Origin of the sequence: Paludibaculum fermentans (assembly GCF_051172195.1) — a bacterium.
In the GTDB taxonomy this organism is placed as follows: Bacteria; Acidobacteriota; Terriglobia; order Bryobacterales; family Bryobacteraceae; genus Paludibaculum; species Paludibaculum fermentans_A.
In genome coordinates this window covers 1,229,168-1,246,536 of sequence record NZ_JBPJAQ010000001.1, presented here as the reverse complement: position 1 = coordinate 1,246,536, position 17,369 = coordinate 1,229,168, and the positions used below count along the sequence as shown (strand labels likewise).

The window sequence follows — 17,369 nt, the reverse complement described above, 5'->3', positions numbered from 1 at the left end:
TATCACCGTGCGGGACTATATACTGTCGCTGCCTGAACGGATTCTCCGTTCAGCCACCGCGCTGGCCGGCGGGCTGGTGAATCAGCTTGGCGAGGCAGCGCTGCCTGTCGCCTTGCGCCGCACGCGCCTGTACCGGTCGCTGGTGGAAGCGACACTGCGTTTTCTGATTGAGCAGGTGGGGGAAGTGGAAGGTGTGTTTCCGGCGGAAGGGAAGTTGGCCGAGGGTTTCCTGATGCGGCGGACGGCGGGCAACGGGATCGAAATGATCGGAATCCTGACGTTCCGCGCCTCGCCGGTTTGGGTACTGGCGGCGTTGGCTGACCTGAGCGGGGCGGGCCGCAGCCTGATCACGGAGATCGCCGAGAGCCTGAAACAGGAGGGGTTGATCCGCCCCGAGACGAACCCGCACACCATGGATCAGATTCTGGATGCGCTGGAAGAGACGGCCGGCCGCGCGGCGGAGACTTTGAATACGCCGCCGCTGGACACGGCTACGCTGCGCAGCGAGTGGGCGGCTTTGCAGCAGAGCGCGCGCGGTTTGGCGCCGTCACGATTTCCTGGAATTGAACTGTTGGAGCGGAGCTGGAATGACTTGCAGTCGACCGCGCGGAAGGAGCAGCGGGGTGTATTCGAGCTTTCGGCCCTGCTGGCCCTGGATGCGGTGACGCGGCTGCCCGCCAATATGGCGTGGTTGGGTAAAAGTTCGATGGTAGCCGCCCGGACTACGGGCGATATGGTGGCGGAGAACATACTGCAGCACTACAGCGACACTCTGGAGTCGATTCGGACCCAAGGGTTGACGCAGTGGTGGATGGTGCAGTTCCGGCCCTACCTGCGGGCCGCCGCGGGCCAGTTCTCCACCCGCAAAAGCTCATGGACTCAACGAGTTCTGCAGGATCGAAAAAAGGCCCGGTCCCGTCGTTAGTACTGGGGACCGGGCTGCGTTCGGAAAATCGGGAAATTACTTCCGGTGGCGGCGTATGGACCAGGCCAGGGCCGCTAACCCGCCCGCTACCAGGCCGAATGTGGCCGGTTCAGGAACCGGGCTGGGCGGCGGAATCACGGGCGGTGGTCCTACCGGTGGTGGCTCGACCGGCGGCGGACCGACCGGCGGAGGTCCCACCGGAGGCGGCGTCACGGGCGGCGGACCAACCGGTGGATTGACCGGCGGTGGCGTAACCGGAGGTGGTGTCACCGGCGGCGGATTGACCGGCGGCGGATTCACGGGTGGCGGCGTCACCGGCGGAGGGTTCACTGGAGGTGGATTGACCGGTGGTGGATTCACCGGCGGCGGGTTCACCGGAGGTGGATTCACGGGTGGCGGCGTCACCGGCGGCGGATTCACCGGCGGCGGGTTGACTGGCGGAGGGTTCACCGGTGGTGGGTTCACCGGAGGTGGATTGACCGGTGGCGGGTTGACCGGCGGCGTTGTGGGCGGCGGTGTCACCGGAGGCGGCGTGACCGGCGGAGGGTTCACGGGTGGCGGCGTCACGGGCGGCGGAACGATCACCGGCGGGGTGGTGGGCGGCGGAACGGTGCCGGGGGGCGGCGGAATGACAAAGCCACCGCAGCAAGGCACGGGCGGGATGATGAAGCCGCCGCCGGTGGGACCGGGCGGATAAGGTCCTGGCGGATAGAAGTCGGGTGGCACGGTCCCGGGCGGGACTTCGGTTGGCGTTTCGACGGGAGGAGCCATCTGCGGCGGTCCCGGATAGGGCGTCGTCAGCGCCAGGATGGGGAGTTCGGGCGAATTCAGGACGTCTTCCGGCGGCTCCAGGAGGCTGAACTGGGTTTGGGGCGCGTCGATCAGGCGGTTGCCGCAGCGGCCGCGGATGTAGTTTCTGCCGTCCGTGATCACGCGTTCGCCGGCCGCGATCGTCAGTTTCTTTTTGGTCCAGTAGATCCTGTTATTCAGGCGGTAGGAGACATAGGCCAGGCGCGGCTCGTGCAAGGTCGTGACCATAGCCCGCTTAAAGTCGAAGCCGCGGTAGTGAGCGGCTACCAAAGGGTCGCGCTGGGCGGCGGAGAGAACCTCCTCCGGTGTCTCCACGCCGCCAGGCACAACGGAGTAGGGGAAAACCAGACGGTCAGGCATTTCCTGCCGCTGCATCCACAACTGCTCCAAGAGCGAGAAATTGCCGGTTTCTGTAGGCGAGCCAGCGGCCGGGGCACGGCGCTGCTGTATCGTCAGACTTCCGGCGACGACTACAATGGCGACGGCCGGCAGTAGGACCAGCGGCCGGGCGCTTGCCCAGTCCCACCGGCGCCTGCGGGGTCTCCGCGGTAGTACTTTTGAGTTCACTCCGTACTCTCGTTTCTTCCGGCCTTCGTCCACTGGCCCTACGGGGTAGCGGCGTCGACTCTGTCGTGGGGTTTAGTTGCCCCCTCGACTGGAACCAGAGTAACGGTGGGGACCAGGGAAAGAAAGACCTTATGGTACTGGAGGAAGCTGGTAAGTACTTGTGAGACCCGGGGGCGAAAATTTCGCGATGCGCTAGCTAAGTTATTGCTGCGAAATGCCCTTAGCTTCGATGATGTGGTAGCGGCGGCCTGCCATTAAGCCATGGTACTCTTCCGTCAGTCCGCTCGGCCATAGGACCTGGAGCCTATCCACCCTCTCACGGCGGCCTAGTCCCAGGGTTAGTGCCGTCTCGGACTGGGATAGGTAGCTGGAACCCGATTTCACAGTACGGGATCCCTTCAGGTCGCCGGCTTCGTACTTCACCAGGGCTCCGATCGCGTCGCGGTTCGACTTTGTGCCGGTGAGTTTGATGCGGATCCAGCGGTTGCCGTTGGACTGTTCGTTGCGGTAGAGGAAGGCGGGCCCGTTGTTGGTGGTGATGAGCACGTCCTGGGCGCCGTCGTTGTGGATGTCTCCGAAAGCGGCTCCGCGGGCGACTTTGGGCGTGGAGAATTCGGGACCGATCAGGCCGGCGACGTCGCGGAAGCTGCCGTTGCCCTCATTCAGGAACAAGTGGGGCGACTGGGCGTAGGTGACGTCGTGGCGGGCGCGGGAGATGGTCTCGTCGATGTGGCCGTTCACCACCAGGAGGTCGAGCTGGCCGTCGAGGTTGGCGTCGAAAAAGAAACAGCCGAAGCCCAGGGAGCGACGGGTGGCGAGGCCCATATTGGTTTTCGGCGCCTGATCGACGAAGGCTCCGGACTTGGTGGCGCGGTAGAGGCCCAGCATCTCGTTATCGAAGTTGGTGACGACGATGGAGGCCAGGCCGGAGTCCTCGAGATAGGCGATATCGACGCCCATGCCGGCGCGGGCGCGGCCGTCCTCACTGAACGCGAGTCCGGCTTTCACGCCGACCTCGCTGAAGGTGCCGTTGCGCTGGTTCCGATAGAGCTTATTGGGCTGCGTATCGTTGGCGACAAACAGGTCGGGCCAGCCGTCGTTGTCGTAGGACAAGGCGGCGACGCCGAGCGATTTGGAAGAAGTGTCGAGCAGCCCGGCTTTGGCGGTGGCGTCCTCAAAGGTGCCGTCGCCGCGATTGCGGAAGAGCCAGCAGGTGGCTCCGCGATACGCCTCGGGCGTGCAATAGGACTTTTGCCTGCCGTCGAAGGAGCAGAAGACGTCACTGTTCTCCGACCAGCGCACGTAATTTGTTACGAAGAGGTCGAGGTGGCCATCACGGTCGTAGTCGAACCACATGGCGGAGGTGGAGAAGCCGTCATGGCCGCCGAGCCCGGCGCGGGCGGTGACGTCGACAAAAGTGCCGCGGCCGGTGTTCTGGAAGAGGCGGCTCTGGCCGACGCAGGTGATGTAGAGATCGACGAAACCGTCGTTATTGAAATCGCCGACGGCGACACCCAGGCCGTAGAGTTCCACCTCGAGGCCGGCGGCGCGAGTGACGTCGGTGAACGTGCCGTTGCGGTTGTTGCGATAGAGCTTCAACGTGGAGCGGCGGCGTTTATGGCCGGGCCAGTCCATGGAATTCACCAGCAGGATGTCCTGCCAGCCGTCGTTGTCGTAGTCCAGGAAGGCACAGCCCGGCCCCATGGTCTCCGGCAGATATTTTTTGCCGAAGGCGCCGGAGTTGTGGACGAAATCGAGGCCGGCGGCGCGGGTTACGTCGCGGAGGCGAAAGCCCGGGTCAGAATTGTTATTGGGCGGGGCCATGGCGGCCAGGGCGCCCAGGAAATCGCGCCGTCGCACGCCTGCCTCACTCCGGTCCAGGGGGTTCCGGCAGGGCGACCAGGCCCTTGCGGATGGCATAAACGACGAGATCCGCCGTGCGGTGGATGCCGAGCGCCTGCATGAGGTTGGCGCGATGGACGCTCACCGTGTTGACGCTGAGCCCAAGAATGCCGGCGATCTCCTTATTGGATTTGCCCTGCACGATGTAGCGCAGCACCTCACGTTCGCGCTGGGTGAGCTTGCTTTCCTCACTGGCCGGTTCCTGGGTGGGCAGGTTGAGACCCGGTGCGACGACGGTGCGGCCGGCCGCTACCTCTTTGATGGCGTAAGGGAGATCCACTTCCAACGCGTTCTTCAGCAGGTAGCCGCGTGCGCCGGCGGCGAAAGCGTTGCGCACGTAGGTGTCCTCGGAATACATCGAAAGGATGAGGATCCCGGTGTTCGGCAGTTGTTTCAGGATCTGCGCTGTAGCCTGGATGCCGTCGAGTTCGGGCATAGCCAGATCCATCACGATGACAGCCGGCTTCAACCGCAGAGCCATTTCGATGGCCTGCGGACCATTGGCAGCCTCACCCACAACCTGGACGGCTTCATCGTCTTCCAGCATGCGCCGGAAGCCCTTCCGCACCAGGGAATGATCATCGGCGAGCAAAACTGTGATCGCCTCACTCATGCACACCTCCCGCGGGCAGCGGTACAACCAGCTTCACACGGGTTCCGCCCTCTGCCGGCCGTTGAAACTCGATCTGCCCGCCCAACAGCTCGGCGCGTTCGCGCATGCCGATGAGCCCCAGGCCCTTGCGGGCGGGCTTGCCTTCCAGCCCAGCGCCGTGATCCTCCACATCGAGACACAGCGAAGCAGGCGAATATACAACCTTCACCCAGGCCTCGGTAGTTCCGGAGTGGCGCACGACGTTGTTCAAGGCCTCCTGCAAGATCCTGTAGACGTGAATCGCGACGGTGTCGCCAATCCACGGGCCTATGCCGATCTTCTCATAGTGCACCTGAAAGGCGGTCTGCTTCTCAAATTGGCGCAGATACCATTCGATGCTGTTCTCCAGGCCGTAGTCGTCGAGGACGGGCGGATGGAGCATTTGTGACATGCTGCGCACGCGTTCCAGGGTTTGGTTGGCGATCTCGCGCACCTCGTGGATATCCTCGCGCTGCTTCGAGGCTTCGGGGAGTTTCTTCTCCACCCGTTGCAGCATCACGCCGACGGCGGTCAACACTTGGCCGAACTCGTCGTGCAGCTCGCGGGCGAGATTGCGGAAAACATCCTCCTGCACCGAAATAACCTGGCCGGCCAGTTCTTTTCGCTCCTCTGAAAGTTGGGCGAGCTGCGCGAAGACGCGGCGGTCGTGGCGGATCACCAGCGCGCTGGTGATGGAGATGGCGGCGACGACGGCGGCGAGCAGCATGTAGAGGTTCTTCTCGACACGCCCGTAGATGGCCGTAATCTGTTGGACGGCCGCGCCTTCGGCCTCGCTGTTCTGGACGAGGAGCCGGGCAATGACGGTGGTCATGGTGGAGCGTTCGGATTCCAACCGGGTGCGGATGAGGGCCCGCGCCTCGTTGGTCTGGCCCTGGGCGGCCACGGTCCAGAGGTGCTCCACCTCGCCCCAAAACCGGGAGAAGGTGGTGTTGAGCATCTCCTGCTGGGCGGGGGTACGGGTGGCGGGCATGAGTTGCGCCTCCACGGAGAGGGCGTCCTGCAGGTCGCCGCGCATGCGGTCGAACTCCGGTTTGTAGCCGGTGATGGGGTAGGGTTCGGTACCCTCCGCCATGTCCCGCAGCGCGAGGCCGAGTTGCGTCAGATTGTTCTGAATGCGAATGAGTTGCAGGGAGTCCCGGCGGCTGCGATCGACGCTATCGGACTCCAACCGGCGCAGGCCATCCAACTGTTGCAGAGTAAAGATCGAAAAGACAGCCACTGCCCCCAGCGTGACGCCGAGGCCGACCAATTGGATGACAGTGGGTGTCCGCGCCGGCATATCGCTATCCTAGTGTATGTGAGCGAAGCAAACCCCCTGCTGGGCATACGCCTGCCCCTCCCTTTTGATGAAGTTCGACCGGAACATGTGAAGCCGGCGATCGAGGCACTCATCCAACAGGCACGCGCGCAGCTGGACGATCTGGCGTCCCTGCCCGGACCGCGGACTTACGAGAATACGATGGCCGCGCTGGATATGGCGGCTGAGCCGCTGGATGTGGCCGTGAGCGTGGTGCGGCACCTGGAAGGTGTCGTCATGACCGCGGAGCTGCGGGCGGCGTGGAACGAAGTCCAGCCCGAGGTGAGCGCGTTCTACTCCTCCATCCCGCTGCACGAGGGTTTGTGGAAGGCATTGCAGGGCTATGCGGCCACCGGCGATGCAAAGGAGTTGCAGGGTGTGCGGGCCCGGTTTCTGAAGAAGACGGTAGAAGCGTTCCGGCGTCATGGCGCGGAGTTGGATGAGGAGGGCAAGCGCAAGCTGGAGGCCCTGGACATCGAGCTCGCCGTCATCACTACGAAATTCGCCCAGAATGTTCTGGACGCCACGGCCGCCTTTGAATATTTCATCGAGGACGAAGCGCGGCTCGCCGGGCTGCCGGCGTCGGCGGTGGCGGGTGCGCGGCAGGCGGCGGAGGCACGCGGCAAGCAGGGCTGGCGGTTCTCCCTGCAGGCGCCCAGCTACCTGGCGGTGATGACCTATCTCGACGCCCGCGAGATTCGTGAAAAGTTCTATCGGGCATACAGCCGCCGCGCGGCGGAGCAGAACAGCGAGCTGATCGCCAAGATCCTGGATCTGCGCCGGGCCAAGGCACGCCTGCTGGGCTTCTCTACCTTTGCCGACTTCAACCTGGTGGAGCGGATGGCGAAAAACGGCGCCACCGCCCAGGCGTTCGTGCGGGATCTGCGGTCCAAGACCGAGGCGGCCTTCCACCACGAAAACGACGCGCTGCTGGCATTCGCCAAAGAACTCTCGGGCGGAGCAATCACCGCGCTGGAGCCGTGGGATGTCGCCTACTATGCCGAGAAGCAGCGCGCGGCGCAGTACGCGTTCGAGGAAGAGGACCTGCGGCCTTACTTCTCCCTGGAGAAGGTTGTGGCCGGCATGTTCGATGTGGTGCACCGCCTGTATGGCATCACTGTTGTCGAGGGGCCGAAGGTGCCGGTCTGGCATCCGGAAGTGAAGTATTACGAGATCCGCGACGAGGATGGCTCGCTGCTGGGTTCGTTCTACGCCGACTGGTTCCCGCGCGACACAAAGCGCGGTGGGGCCTGGATGGACGCCTTCATGACCGGCAGTTGGGCCGGCCGTGAATGGCGCCCGCACATCGGGCTGATGTGTGGAAACGTGACGCCCCCTCTGGGGGATGCGCCTGCCTTGCTGACGCACCGCGAGGTGGAGACTGTTTTCCACGAATTTGGCCACCTGCTGCATCACAGCCTGAGCCGGGTGGAAGTGAAGAGCCTTTCCGGAACCAACGTGGCATGGGACTTCGTCGAGCTGCCCAGCCAGATTATGGAGAACTGGTGCTGGGAGCGCGAGTCGCTGGACATGTTCGCGCGCCACTGGCAGACGGGCGAGACGATTCCCGACGAGCTGCTGACAAAGATGCGGGCCGCACGCACGTTCAGGGCGGCTAATGCTCAGATGCGCCAACTGGGCTTTGCCACGGTGGATCTCGCTCTGCACATCGACTACAGGCCGGAGATGGATGGAGACCCGGTGAAGTACGGCAACCGTCTGCTGGCCGCCTTCGCGCCGGCGCCGTTCCCGGAAGACTACGCGATGCTGGCCGGGTTTACGCACCTGTTCGCGGACCCCACCGGCTACGGTGCGGGCTACTACAGTTACAAGTGGGCTGAAGTGCTGGACGCCGACGCGTTCACGCGCTTCAAACACGAGGGCCTGTTCTCCCGGGAGACCGGCCGGTCGTTCCGCGACAACATCCTGTCCCGCGGCGATAGTGAGGATCCGGCTGTCCTGTTTCGCGGGTTCATGGGGCGCGATCCGGATCCCGGCGCGCTGCTGACGAGGCTGGGCCTCGTATGACCTTTGAGGTGCGGATCATCAACGTCGAGGACGGGCGTGTCGAGCAGGGTATGTTCGACACGGTTCCGACGCTGGAGCAGGCGGTGAAAGTGGTCGGCCTGATGCGTGAGTTTCTCTCCACGATGCCGGCGCAGTTCCGGTCGCCCCTGCCCTTTCTGAAGCGCGGGTCGGTGGAGTTGGAATGGGCTTCGGCGACCGGCTCGGTGGCCTTCGCGACCCTCTACGAATCCGGCCAGCCGGCCACTCTCGCGGTGATGGCTTGCGATCCGAAGAGCGAAGCGGGGCAAGGTGTGCTGGGTGGACTGCAGCAGAGTCTCGGGCTGGGGCCGGGCGAGTTCGCACCCACGGACGGGCCGCTGATGGTGGTTGCGGCGTTGCCGGGCGCCCCGGAGTGGCAGCCCATGCTGCACCTGCTCAATACGTCGTTAGCCGCGGTCTATTTCGCGGCGATGATGAAGGAACCGTCCTAGCTGCCGATGTCCGTTGTGACCTTCCAGGTGCCGTCGCGCTGCTTACGCCAGACGGTGAGATAGCGGCCTTCGTGTTTCACGAGCTCCCCTTTGTCGTCCCGGAAGCTCATCTGGCTCACGCCGTAGGTGAAGCCGAGTGTGCCGTCCTTGGAAGCCTCGGCATGGATGGGCTGCCAGCGGAGGGTAAACTCCCTGCGCGCGAACATCTTCGCATAGAACTCCCGCAGCGCCGCTTTGCCGACAAGCTCAGTGGGCCGCTGGTTCAGCCGGGCATCGCCTGCGAAGAAACTCATCCAGCCATCGAGCCCCTGGGCCAGTGTGGCGGCGTCAAAGGCGCGATCGGCGTCCATTAGTTGTTGGGGCAGATCGGCTGCCAGCAGCGGCGCCGCGCACAACAACAGGGAGAGTACAAAAAGCTTCATGACTACCTCTGACGTTCCAGTGGGAGGGATGTCACAGCCAGCCGCGCTGGCGTGCGATGCGGGCCGCATCCACGCGGTTGGCGGCGCCCAACTTACTGATGGCCTCGGACAGATAGTTGCGCACGGTGCCCTCTGAAAGGCTCAGCTTCAAGGCGATATCGGAGGACGAACTGCCGTCGCCGGCCAGGCGGAGGACCTGCCGCTCGCGCTCGGTGAGCAGATCCTGTTCCGTCCAGGCTTCGGCGGCCAGCTCGGGGTCGATGGCGCGGCCACCGGTGTGCACGCGGCGGATCGCTTCGGCCAGCGTGGCGGCCGGCGAATCCTTCAATAGGTAACCGCTGACCCCGGCTTCCAGTGCACGCCGCAGGTAGCCCGGCCGCGCAAAGGTTGTCAGGATGATCACTTTTGTGGAGCGCTTCTGGCGGCGGATCTCGGCGGCGAGCTCGAGCCCGGTCATATTCGGCATCTCGATATCGGAGAGCACAACATCGGGCTGGGCGGTGTCGAGCAGGGACAGGGCTTCGGCGCCGTCGCGCGCCTGCCCGGTGACTTCCAGGTCCTTCTCGGTGGAGAGCAGCGCCGCCAATGCGCCCAGCACCATGGCCTGGTCTTCCGCGATGAGTACCCGGATCTTCAAACGGCCTCCAGGGGCAAACGGAGCAGCAGGCGCATGCCGCTGGAGCCGTCGTGCTCCAGGGTGCCGCCCAGCGCCTCGACACGTTCCCGCATACCGCTGAGCCCGGCGCCTTCACTCGCCGTGCCGCCCTGCCCGTCGTCGGCGATCTCCAGTTCGTACTGGCGGGGCCCGCGGCGCAGGGCCATGCGGCAGCGCGTAGCCCTGGCGTGCCGCACCACATTGGTGCAGGCTTCCCGGATGGCCAGCGCCAGCACGCCTTCCTGGGCGGCGGGCAGCGGTCCACTGCCCAAATCGCATTCCAGTTCGATACCCGCTGAGCGCAATGCCTGCCGGGCGCTCTCCACTTCCGCCATCAGGCCGGCTGAACGGTAACCCCGGACCGCCGCGCGCACCTCAGCCAGCGCTTCCCGTGAGATCCGTTCGACATCCCGGATCTCGCTGATCGCCCGTTGCGTATCGATCTCGGCCAACCGCGAGGCCAGCTCAGACTTAAGCACGATGACCGACAGGGTGTGTCCCAGCAGGTCGTGCAAATCGCGGGCGATGCGTTCCCGTTCGGCAATCTGGGCCATCCGCGCCAACTCGCCCTGGGTCTGAATCAGGCGCAGGGTCAGCCGCCGCCGCTGGCTGTAGTGCATCACCATCAACCCGACCAGCGGCGTGAAAATCGCGGGCGCCGCCCATCGATGCCAGTGCATCCCGAGCAGGGTGACGGTTGCCAGTTCGATGGCCATCACGAGGCCCAGGCCCAGCCAGCCCTTGCGAGGCTCCCCCAATTCCGGCGTGAACGAGGCGGCGTAAACGAAGAACACCAATGCCGACGGATTCCCTTTTGCAAACACGATGGCCAACAGGCAGAAGACACCGATGATGGCGGGCAGTTGCCGGCCGCGCACCCAGTAGCCGCGGAAATAGGCAGCCAGGAAAACTGTGTAGGCCGAGAGCGTGGTGATCCAATCCCACAGGCCATTGCCGCCGAAGGCCGGGGTGAGCAGGAAGGGCAGAGAGTACACCAGCCACAGATAGGGCATCCAGCCCTCCGGTGAGTCCGGCGGTAGAAACGGCGGTTTGAGTGACCTCGGCATGGTTCGCTATCGACGCTGGCGGCGCCAGGCTCCGGCGGTGAGCGCCAGGAACAACAGCGCGAAACCCAGCAGGACCGCCAGATGCCACCCGATGGGCCATGCGGCGCGTCTGCCCACGATTGTACGACCGATCTGCAAGGCGTGATAGGTGGGCAGGAATACAGCTGCCTGCTGCATCCCGGCGGGTAGAAAGTCGATGGGGATCCACAAGCCCGAGCAGATTGCCATGGGCATGCTGATCAGGTTAACCACGGCCGGCGTCGCACTGGCGCTGGTGAGGGTGCCCACCAGCAGGCCCATGCCGCACAAGGGAATACTGGCTACGACGACGCAGATGGCCAGTTGCAGCCACTGCGCGGCACCGAGCCCGACATGCCCCAGATACTGGGCGAGCAGCCCGAGCAGCAGCAGAATGGTGAGGGAGAAGGCCATGGAGGCGGCAATCTTGGACGCAAAGTAGGAGCCCAGCGGCATGGGGCTGGCCCGCTTCACTTCCAGCCAACCCAGGTTGCGTTCCGTGGACAGGGTGACGGCCACGCCCCACATCGAGGCGGCCAGCGCCCCGAAGACGGCATAGCCGACGAGGATCGACTGCGCCAGGCTCACCGGTGGGACGCGGCCCGTGTTCATGAGGATGCCGAAGAACAGGTAGAACAGCGGCGGCAGCATCAGTGTGGGCACAGCAAAGCGCGGCGTGCGCAGCAGGGATAGGAATTGGAACTTGGCTTCCAGCCAGTAGGTATTCATTGGGCCACCTCCGTCAATGCAAGAAATGCCTCTTCCAGGCCGGCACCCCGGATTTCCACGTCGCGAACACGGGGATCGGCTGTCATCAACCTGTGCAGTACGGTGTCGCTGTCTACAGCGGTGAGGGTGACGCGTCCGCCGGCGCGGGTCACCGATTGCACGCCTTCCAACGCGCGCAGCCGGTCGTCGGCAAGCTCAGTGACGCAGGTGATGCGGCGGGCGCAGATGGAGCGTTTGATCTCGGCCGGAGAGCCTTCAGCGAGGCAGCGGCCTTTGTCGATGACGGTCACATGGTCAGCCAGGGCGTCGGCTTCCTCCAGATAGTGGGTCGTCAACAGGACGCTGCCTCCCCCGGCGACGAAACCGCGGATATGGCTCCAGAGTCCGCGGCGGCTGTCCACATCCAGGCCAACCGTCGGTTCGTCCAGCAGCAGCAGGTCTGGCCGGCCGCAGATAGCGAGTGCGAACAATACCCGTTGTTTCTGGCCTCCGGAGAGCGAGCCGTACATACGCCGCTCCAGGCCCTCCAGGCCGGCTGCCTTGACTGCGTCCCCAACAGTAAGAGGCTTGTGGTAGTAGCTGGAGAAGAGCTCGATGTGCTCGGCCACGCGCAGCATTTCGGGTACCTGTCCCGCCTGCAGCATGGTGCCGGTGCGCACCCGGCCGACCTGCTGGCGGGGGTCGTGCCCGAAGACACGCGCCGCCCCTTCGTCAGCTGAAGTCAGGCCCAGCAGCAGCCTGGCGGCGGTGGTCTTGCCTGCGCCGTTCCGCCCCAGCAGCGCCAGCAGTTGTCCCTGTTCGATTTGGAGATCGAAGCCATCCAGCGCCGCTACCGGGCCGAATCGCTTCCTGACATTCCGAAGTTCCGCAATGATCATGACCCATCGTGCGGCACGTGGTGCGGCCCGGCCAGTGTCGAGTGTCACCCGCGGCAGGTGACAAATGTCAGAACGCAAAAAGGGCCGGAGCGTTGGCCCCGGCCCTTTTGGGTTTCGAATGAGCGCCAGGCTTAGAAGCTGTAGCGGAGGCTCATCTGAATGTTGCGCTCGCTGCTCTTGCCGGTGACCATACCGAAGGAAGTGGAAGTCGGGTTGGTGTCGACGCCGCTCCAGTTCGGGTGGTTCGGGAGATTGAAGGCTTCAAAGCGGAACTGAACGCTCTGGCTTTCGGTGATGCGGAAGGCCTTGAACAGCGCCAGGTTCCAGTTCTGGAAGCCGACGTTGTTGAAGGAGATGGAGTTGCGGTTCTGGTTCGGCAGCGTACCGTTGGCAGGCTTATAGGCCCACAGTGTGCCGTTCGGCTTGGGGTTGAACCAGTAGTCCGTGATGCCGGTGTAATTGCCGGACGTATTCTCGTTGGCGAACTTCAGCGGGCGGTCGGTGTCGCCGGTAAGGCTCCAGGGCTTGTCGTTGGCCGCGCCGGTCCCGAGGTAGTCGTCGGTTCGGGCGATGGTGAACGGCGCGCCGGTCTGGAACTGGATGACGCCCGAAGCCTGCCAGCCGCCGGCGATGGACTTGACCAGTTTGGAGTTGGCTTTGTTGAAGAACGGCAATTCATAGACGATGTTGCTGACCACGGTGTGGCGCACGTCGTTGGCAGACTTGCCCCAGTTTAACCCCGGATTGAAGTAATCGATGAACAGGTCGCGAAGTCCGGAGTTGTTGTCCATCGCTTTGCCGTAGGTATAGGCGAATCCATACATCAGGCCCTTGGTGAAACGGCGATTGAGCTCGAACTGCAGGGCGTGATACGTGGAACGGCCGGAGTGCTCGGTCATGGTGATGTCTGCGAAGCCCTTGTAGGGGCGCAAGTAGTTCACGTTCGCGCCTGCGTTCTCCGAGAGGAAGGTGGTGCCAGTCTTCAACTGGTTCACGTCTCGAGTGCGGGCCAGGAAGAGGCCGGTGGTGCCGATATAGCCCACTTCGACGGTGGTGTCGGGGGTGAGTTGCCGCTGGTAGGTGCCGTTCCAGTTGTAGCTGATCGGGATCTTATATGCCGGATCCACAGTCTGGAAGAACTGCGGGAACGCGTTGTTGGAGCCGCCGCCAGGGTTGTCAGCGACGCCGTTGGTGATGGAGACCATCGGCTGGAAGGGCGGATTGCCGCCGAGGAAGGCGTTGTCATAAACGCCGGGCCGGGAGGCGAAGCCGCCGAAGCCCATGCGGATGACATCCTTGCTGGTGGCTGAGTAAGCGATGCCGAGACGGGGCATCCAGTTCCACTGGTTGGCGGAAGGGTATGGGGAGCCGCCGGTCAGCAGGTTGTTGTAGAGACCGGAGTCGATGGCCGGGACGCGGCCCTTGGCGGCATCGGGGAACGAAGAGCCGGGGATGACGACACCGTTGTAGCGGTTGCCGGAAAGCACGTAACCGGTGGTGCGGTCGATGACAGCAGCCTTGGAGGGGTCGTACTTCTTGGCGTCGAAGATCGCGATGTTGCCCCACAACGACTTGTAGTAGCCGTTCTGCCAGGTCGCGCGGAAGCCGATTTCGATCTTCAACTTGCTATTGACGCGCCAGGAATCCTGACCGAAGAACTCAGCCATATGGCTGCGGTAGGGAGTGAAGGCGCGGGGGCCGATTTCGGCGTAGGTCGAGAACAGACCCATGGCGGCGTTGGCCAGGCCGGTGCCGGTGCTGTTTGCGCCGGAGCGGGTGTCCTGGAAGATGAAGCGGCCATTCTGGTTGTTGGTGCCGCCGGGGACGCCGCTGACGTTGATCTGGTCAAAGTCGTTCTGGCCGGAACGTTCCCACAGAGCGCCAAACTTGAACGTGTGGTTGCTGACAATCTTCGTCACGTTGTTCGAGATCTGGTAGATGGGACCGGCGGAGCTCGATGGATACGGACCGCCGTCGATGGTGCCGACGTTCGGGATTTCAATGGTCGGGACTTTGTCGTAGATCTCCTTCTTCTCCGGGAAGAGGTAGGGGTAGTTGATGCCCGAGCGGGAGCGCAGGAAGCGTTGGCCGGTCTGGTCAAGGCCGATGCGGACGCGGTCCACCGAGCCGGAGACCAGGAACTCGTTGATCATCGTGGGACTCAGGGTCCAGGTGTGCGCCAGGCTGGCGGTCTGGTTGGGACGGTCCCAATTAGTGATGGCGTAGTCGAAACCGCTGCGGTTGGTGTCGAGGCCCGTATAGCTGTAGTTGGCCAAGCGGAATTTGACGAACTGGTTGGCGGCGGGGTTGTAGTCGATCGCGACGGTATCCTTGCGCTGATTCTGCCAGCCTGGACGGACGATCATCCAGTTGTTGGTGCCGAAACTGCCGTTGGGCGCGTAGTAGGTCTTCAGGAAAGAGGTGCCGTTGGCACTCAAGCGATTGGCGGGGATGATGTTACCCGCAAACGGGGTGCCTGTGGTGGGATCGTTGATGACGCGACTGCCCGAATAGAAGATGTTGGATTGCAGCAACTCGCTGAAATCGCCACCACGCATGGCCAGCGTGGGAACCCGCTGGGCGAGGGTGTCCTCAAAACGGCGGCGCACATACTCCTGGCTGAACAGGAAGAAGAGCTTTTCTCTGTTCTGGTTGAACACCTTGGGGATCATCACCGGGCCATTGACGTTGAACCCGAACTGGTTGTACTTCAGTGGGGCAACAAAGTTCGTGGAAGCGCGGCGGTTGCGACTCCATGTGTTGGAGTCCAGCGCGCTGTTCCGGAAGTAGTCGTAAGCGGTGCCGTGAAACTGCTTGGTGCCCGACTTGGTGACCATGCGGATCTGACCAGCCGAGGAACGGCCGTACTCAGCCGAGTAGTTGGCTGTGAGTACCTGGACTTCCTGCACGGTGTCGAGATCGGCCGTGCCGATGGAAGTGCCGTTGGCACGTGTTCGGATACCGACAGCGCCATCGAACGTGATGAGAGAATCCTGGCTGCGGCCGCCGTTGATCGTGAGGCCGCCGGAATCCAGTCCATACGAAAACCCGTTCATGGGGGAGCCGCGGCGGACGCCGGGCTTGAGGACGGCGAGGAATAGGGGATTGCGCCCATTCAAGGCCAGATTCTGAATCTGGGCCTGTTCCACCGTCTTGCCGACGGCGGCCGACTCCGTATTGAGCTGAGCGGCGTTTGCTTCGACCGTGACTGATTCGCTTAGTTGGCCAACGCTGAGGTCGAGATTGACCTGCATCGGAAGTGCGGCTTCCAGTTTGTTGTGGGTTTTGGAGCTCTTCTTGAAGCCAGTCGCCTCAACGATGACCTCGTAGAAGCCGGGTTGGATATTGGTGACAGTATAGAAACCGCTCTCATTGGTAGTGGTTTGACGCTCGAAGGCGGTGCCCTCGTTCTTGACAGTCACCTTAGCGTTGGTGACAACGGCACCCGTCGGATCCTTGACGATGCCGGAGATTGTTGAGTTGTCGGACTGAGCGAACACTCCTGCCGCCACTAAAAGCAGTAGCGTGAACGCATTTGTTGCTCTACGTAGAGCCTGAAGCTTCATGCAATGTACTCCTTGGTAATTAGCGCTAACAGTGGTCCAGACATACAGACGTTGCCTGGTGAGACTCACACTGTTCCCCCTAATCAGAACTATTTGAAGGGATTCTATCATTCTTTACGCTTGGTGGCCAGTGGGTTGAATTGAAACATGGGATCCGGCCAAGCTGCTTCGGGATTACGTGAAGGTTGCTAGTTCGATGGTTACGGTATACATATATGACGAAATAGTGTGAATAGAAAAGTTACTTGATTTGTTCGTATTCGATTCGAGTGCCAGACCCTTAGCTTGAGTCTTCAGAGCAACTTACGCGTTAAGAACAGCAGTAGGCGAGGGATCTCAGGCAACTCCACGGGCGGTCGAGTTGTCTGACTGAAGAGTGCACATTGAAGCAGTTTGCCGAGGAGTAGGAATGCCATGACTCCTGAACGTACTCTCTTCGTTCAAGAGCGCCTGACAGTGAGAACGCTCGGCATCAGGCGCTAATGCACTTGCTGCTGGTTTCCACAAGCTGTTGCTGCCTGCAGAATCTATCAATATATATTTGTGTTAATTGATTCTGTGCATGCCACAGCTCTCGAACACGTTGAGAATAGAAGAGCGGGCGATGCTCATGAGCTTGAGTGGTTTACGTTCTTAACATTCCAATTACATTGATAATGTATTTTTATGTTGGATTACAGTTACCCCTTGTTTTTTGTAGCAAACTTCCAACATGATGGTCTCGGTGGTGCCGTTCGCGCTGTCGCGGTTGGACGAGCCGGGAGTTCTCGCCACCCGAGTGTGATTCGCACCCCTTTGGAGTCTGTCTAGCGGAGTTTGGTTGGGAAACCAGGAACTCGAGGAGGTGCGACCGGCATCCCAGGTGGAGGTGTGACCATCAGGACAGGAAAAGAGGCGGAGAAGGTGTGTGAACTGCCGCCCAAGTGCTGGCCGGCTAGAGTCTGTGCTGTGCGCCGCTGATCTTCAGAAGACGAATTGAAGCATCGCGAACTGGAGTTTTGTGCGCGTTGCGGCCGTCGGCCAACAGAGAGGGCCGGAGCGTTGGTTCCGGCCCTCTTCCTCGCGTTTGGCCCTCTGACCAGATCAGGGGGGCTTTTCTTGCTGACCCGCTCTTCGATCGCCGCTCTCAGAACGATCCCTTGTGTTTCTGTGTGTCTAGTTACGCTGCGACCTCGATTCTCATCCCGGAGGTCATGCACGCCCACTGGTGGTTTGTGTCGATGGGACCTTCACCTGCCGTGCGGTTTTCCGCAATCTGCCAGGTCGGACAACTCTCATCGGCCGCATTCGCAACGACGCCAGCTTCTACGCCTTGCCTGCCTCCGAGCAGGTCCATCACGGGCCGGGCCGCCAACGCTGCTATGGACAACGCTCGCCCACACC

General features: G+C 62.7%; 13 protein-coding genes. 3 read left to right on the top strand and 10 right to left on the bottom strand.

Annotated elements, in window-relative coordinates; genetic code table 11:
- Positions 1 to 7: 7 nt before the first annotated feature.
- Positions 8 to 925 carry a hypothetical protein gene (locus tag ACR9Y2_RS05095; RefSeq protein ID WP_435039976.1) on the top strand — a complete coding sequence of 306 codons (918 nt, stop codon included), beginning with the start codon at positions 8 to 10 and terminating at the stop codon, positions 923 to 925.
- A 36-nt stretch (positions 926 to 961) separates the two neighbouring features.
- On the opposite strand, the gene ACR9Y2_RS05090 is transcribed toward ACR9Y2_RS05095, so the two are convergent.
- From ACR9Y2_RS05090 to ACR9Y2_RS05075, 4 genes are all read right to left on the bottom strand, one after another.
- A complete protein-coding gene (locus ACR9Y2_RS05090) occupies positions 962 to 2,095 on the bottom strand; it encodes a PEP-CTERM sorting domain-containing protein (RefSeq protein WP_435039975.1) in 1,134 nt (377 codons plus the stop codon).
- A 408-nt stretch (positions 2,096 to 2,503) separates the two neighbouring features.
- Positions 2,504 to 4,162, bottom strand: coding sequence for a CRTAC1 family protein (locus tag ACR9Y2_RS05085; protein WP_435039974.1), 1,659 nt, complete (start codon positions 4,160 to 4,162; stop codon positions 2,504 to 2,506).
- Positions 4,163 to 4,169: 7 nt separating this feature from the next.
- Complete coding sequence (locus ACR9Y2_RS05080; RefSeq protein ID WP_194447665.1) at positions 4,170 to 4,817, bottom strand: response regulator; 648 nt, start codon at positions 4,815 to 4,817, stop codon at positions 4,170 to 4,172.
- Positions 4,810 to 6,135 (bottom strand): sensor histidine kinase, encoded by a 1,326-nt coding sequence (locus ACR9Y2_RS05075; RefSeq protein ID WP_435039973.1) that lies wholly within the window; start codon positions 6,133 to 6,135, stop codon positions 4,810 to 4,812. Before ACR9Y2_RS05075 ends, ACR9Y2_RS05080 begins: the two co-directional genes overlap by 8 nt.
- An 18-nt stretch (positions 6,136 to 6,153) precedes the next feature.
- Between ACR9Y2_RS05075 and ACR9Y2_RS05070 the strand changes: the two genes are divergently transcribed.
- Together ACR9Y2_RS05070 and ACR9Y2_RS05065 are read left to right on the top strand one after the other, a co-directional pair.
- Positions 6,154 to 8,181, top strand: coding sequence for a M3 family metallopeptidase (locus ACR9Y2_RS05070; RefSeq protein WP_435039972.1), 2,028 nt, complete (start codon positions 6,154 to 6,156; stop codon positions 8,179 to 8,181).
- Positions 8,178 to 8,651: a hypothetical protein gene (locus ACR9Y2_RS05065; RefSeq protein WP_435039971.1), complete on the top strand. Its 474-nt coding sequence runs from the start codon at positions 8,178 to 8,180 to the stop codon at positions 8,649 to 8,651. Before ACR9Y2_RS05070 ends, ACR9Y2_RS05065 begins: the two co-directional genes overlap by 4 nt.
- Here ACR9Y2_RS05065 and ACR9Y2_RS05060 read toward each other — a convergent pair.
- The 6 genes from ACR9Y2_RS05060 to ACR9Y2_RS05035 form a co-directional block, all read right to left on the bottom strand.
- Complete coding sequence (locus ACR9Y2_RS05060; protein ID WP_435039970.1) at positions 8,648 to 9,073, bottom strand: YybH family protein; 426 nt, start codon at positions 9,071 to 9,073, stop codon at positions 8,648 to 8,650. The two genes, ACR9Y2_RS05065 and ACR9Y2_RS05060, sit on opposite strands and share 4 nt — an antisense overlap.
- Positions 9,074 to 9,104: 31 nt before the next feature.
- Positions 9,105 to 9,710: a response regulator gene (locus ACR9Y2_RS05055; RefSeq protein ID WP_435039969.1), complete on the bottom strand. Its 606-nt coding sequence runs from the start codon at positions 9,708 to 9,710 to the stop codon at positions 9,105 to 9,107.
- Positions 9,707 to 10,795 carry a sensor histidine kinase gene (locus ACR9Y2_RS05050; RefSeq protein ID WP_435039968.1) on the bottom strand — a complete coding sequence of 363 codons (1,089 nt, stop codon included), beginning with the start codon at positions 10,793 to 10,795 and terminating at the stop codon, positions 9,707 to 9,709. Before ACR9Y2_RS05050 ends, ACR9Y2_RS05055 begins: the two co-directional genes overlap by 4 nt.
- A 6-nt stretch (positions 10,796 to 10,801) precedes the next feature.
- Positions 10,802 to 11,542, bottom strand: coding sequence for an ABC transporter permease (locus ACR9Y2_RS05045; RefSeq protein WP_435039967.1), 741 nt, complete (start codon positions 11,540 to 11,542; stop codon positions 10,802 to 10,804).
- Complete coding sequence (locus tag ACR9Y2_RS05040) at positions 11,539 to 12,420, bottom strand: ATP-binding cassette domain-containing protein (RefSeq protein ID WP_435039966.1); 882 nt, start codon at positions 12,418 to 12,420, stop codon at positions 11,539 to 11,541. The genes ACR9Y2_RS05045 and ACR9Y2_RS05040 overlap by 4 nt, the downstream gene beginning before the upstream one ends.
- Positions 12,421 to 12,551: 131 nt before the next feature.
- Entirely contained in the window at positions 12,552 to 15,986 is a 3,435-nt protein-coding gene (locus ACR9Y2_RS05035; protein ID WP_435039965.1) for a carboxypeptidase regulatory-like domain-containing protein, read from the bottom strand.
- Positions 15,987 to 17,369 lie beyond the last annotated feature (1,383 nt).

What these genes read in the sequence shown, in the direction of transcription:
- ACR9Y2_RS05040 (WP_435039966.1), bottom strand. Translation starts at nt 12,420, where the DNA reads ATGATCATTGCGGAACTTCGGAATGTCAGGAAGCGATTCGGCCCGGTA.
- ACR9Y2_RS05090 (WP_435039975.1), bottom strand. Translation starts at nt 2,095, where the DNA reads ATGCCTGACCGTCTGGTTTTCCCCTACTCCGTTGTGCCTGGCGGCGTG.
- ACR9Y2_RS05075 (WP_435039973.1), bottom strand. Translation starts at nt 6,135, where the DNA reads ATGCCGGCGCGGACACCCACTGTCATCCAATTGGTCGGCCTCGGCGTC.
- ACR9Y2_RS05035 (WP_435039965.1), bottom strand. Translation starts at nt 15,986, where the DNA reads ATGAAGCTTCAGGCTCTACGTAGAGCAACAAATGCGTTCACGCTACTG.
- ACR9Y2_RS05050 (WP_435039968.1), bottom strand. Translation starts at nt 10,795, where the DNA reads ATGCCGAGGTCACTCAAACCGCCGTTTCTACCGCCGGACTCACCGGAG.
- ACR9Y2_RS05045 (WP_435039967.1), bottom strand. Translation starts at nt 11,542, where the DNA reads ATGAATACCTACTGGCTGGAAGCCAAGTTCCAATTCCTATCCCTGCTG.
- ACR9Y2_RS05065 (WP_435039971.1), top strand. Translation starts at nt 8,178, where the DNA reads ATGACCTTTGAGGTGCGGATCATCAACGTCGAGGACGGGCGTGTCGAG.
- ACR9Y2_RS05080 (WP_194447665.1), bottom strand. Translation starts at nt 4,817, where the DNA reads ATGAGTGAGGCGATCACAGTTTTGCTCGCCGATGATCATTCCCTGGTG.
- ACR9Y2_RS05060 (WP_435039970.1), bottom strand. Translation starts at nt 9,073, where the DNA reads ATGAAGCTTTTTGTACTCTCCCTGTTGTTGTGCGCGGCGCCGCTGCTG.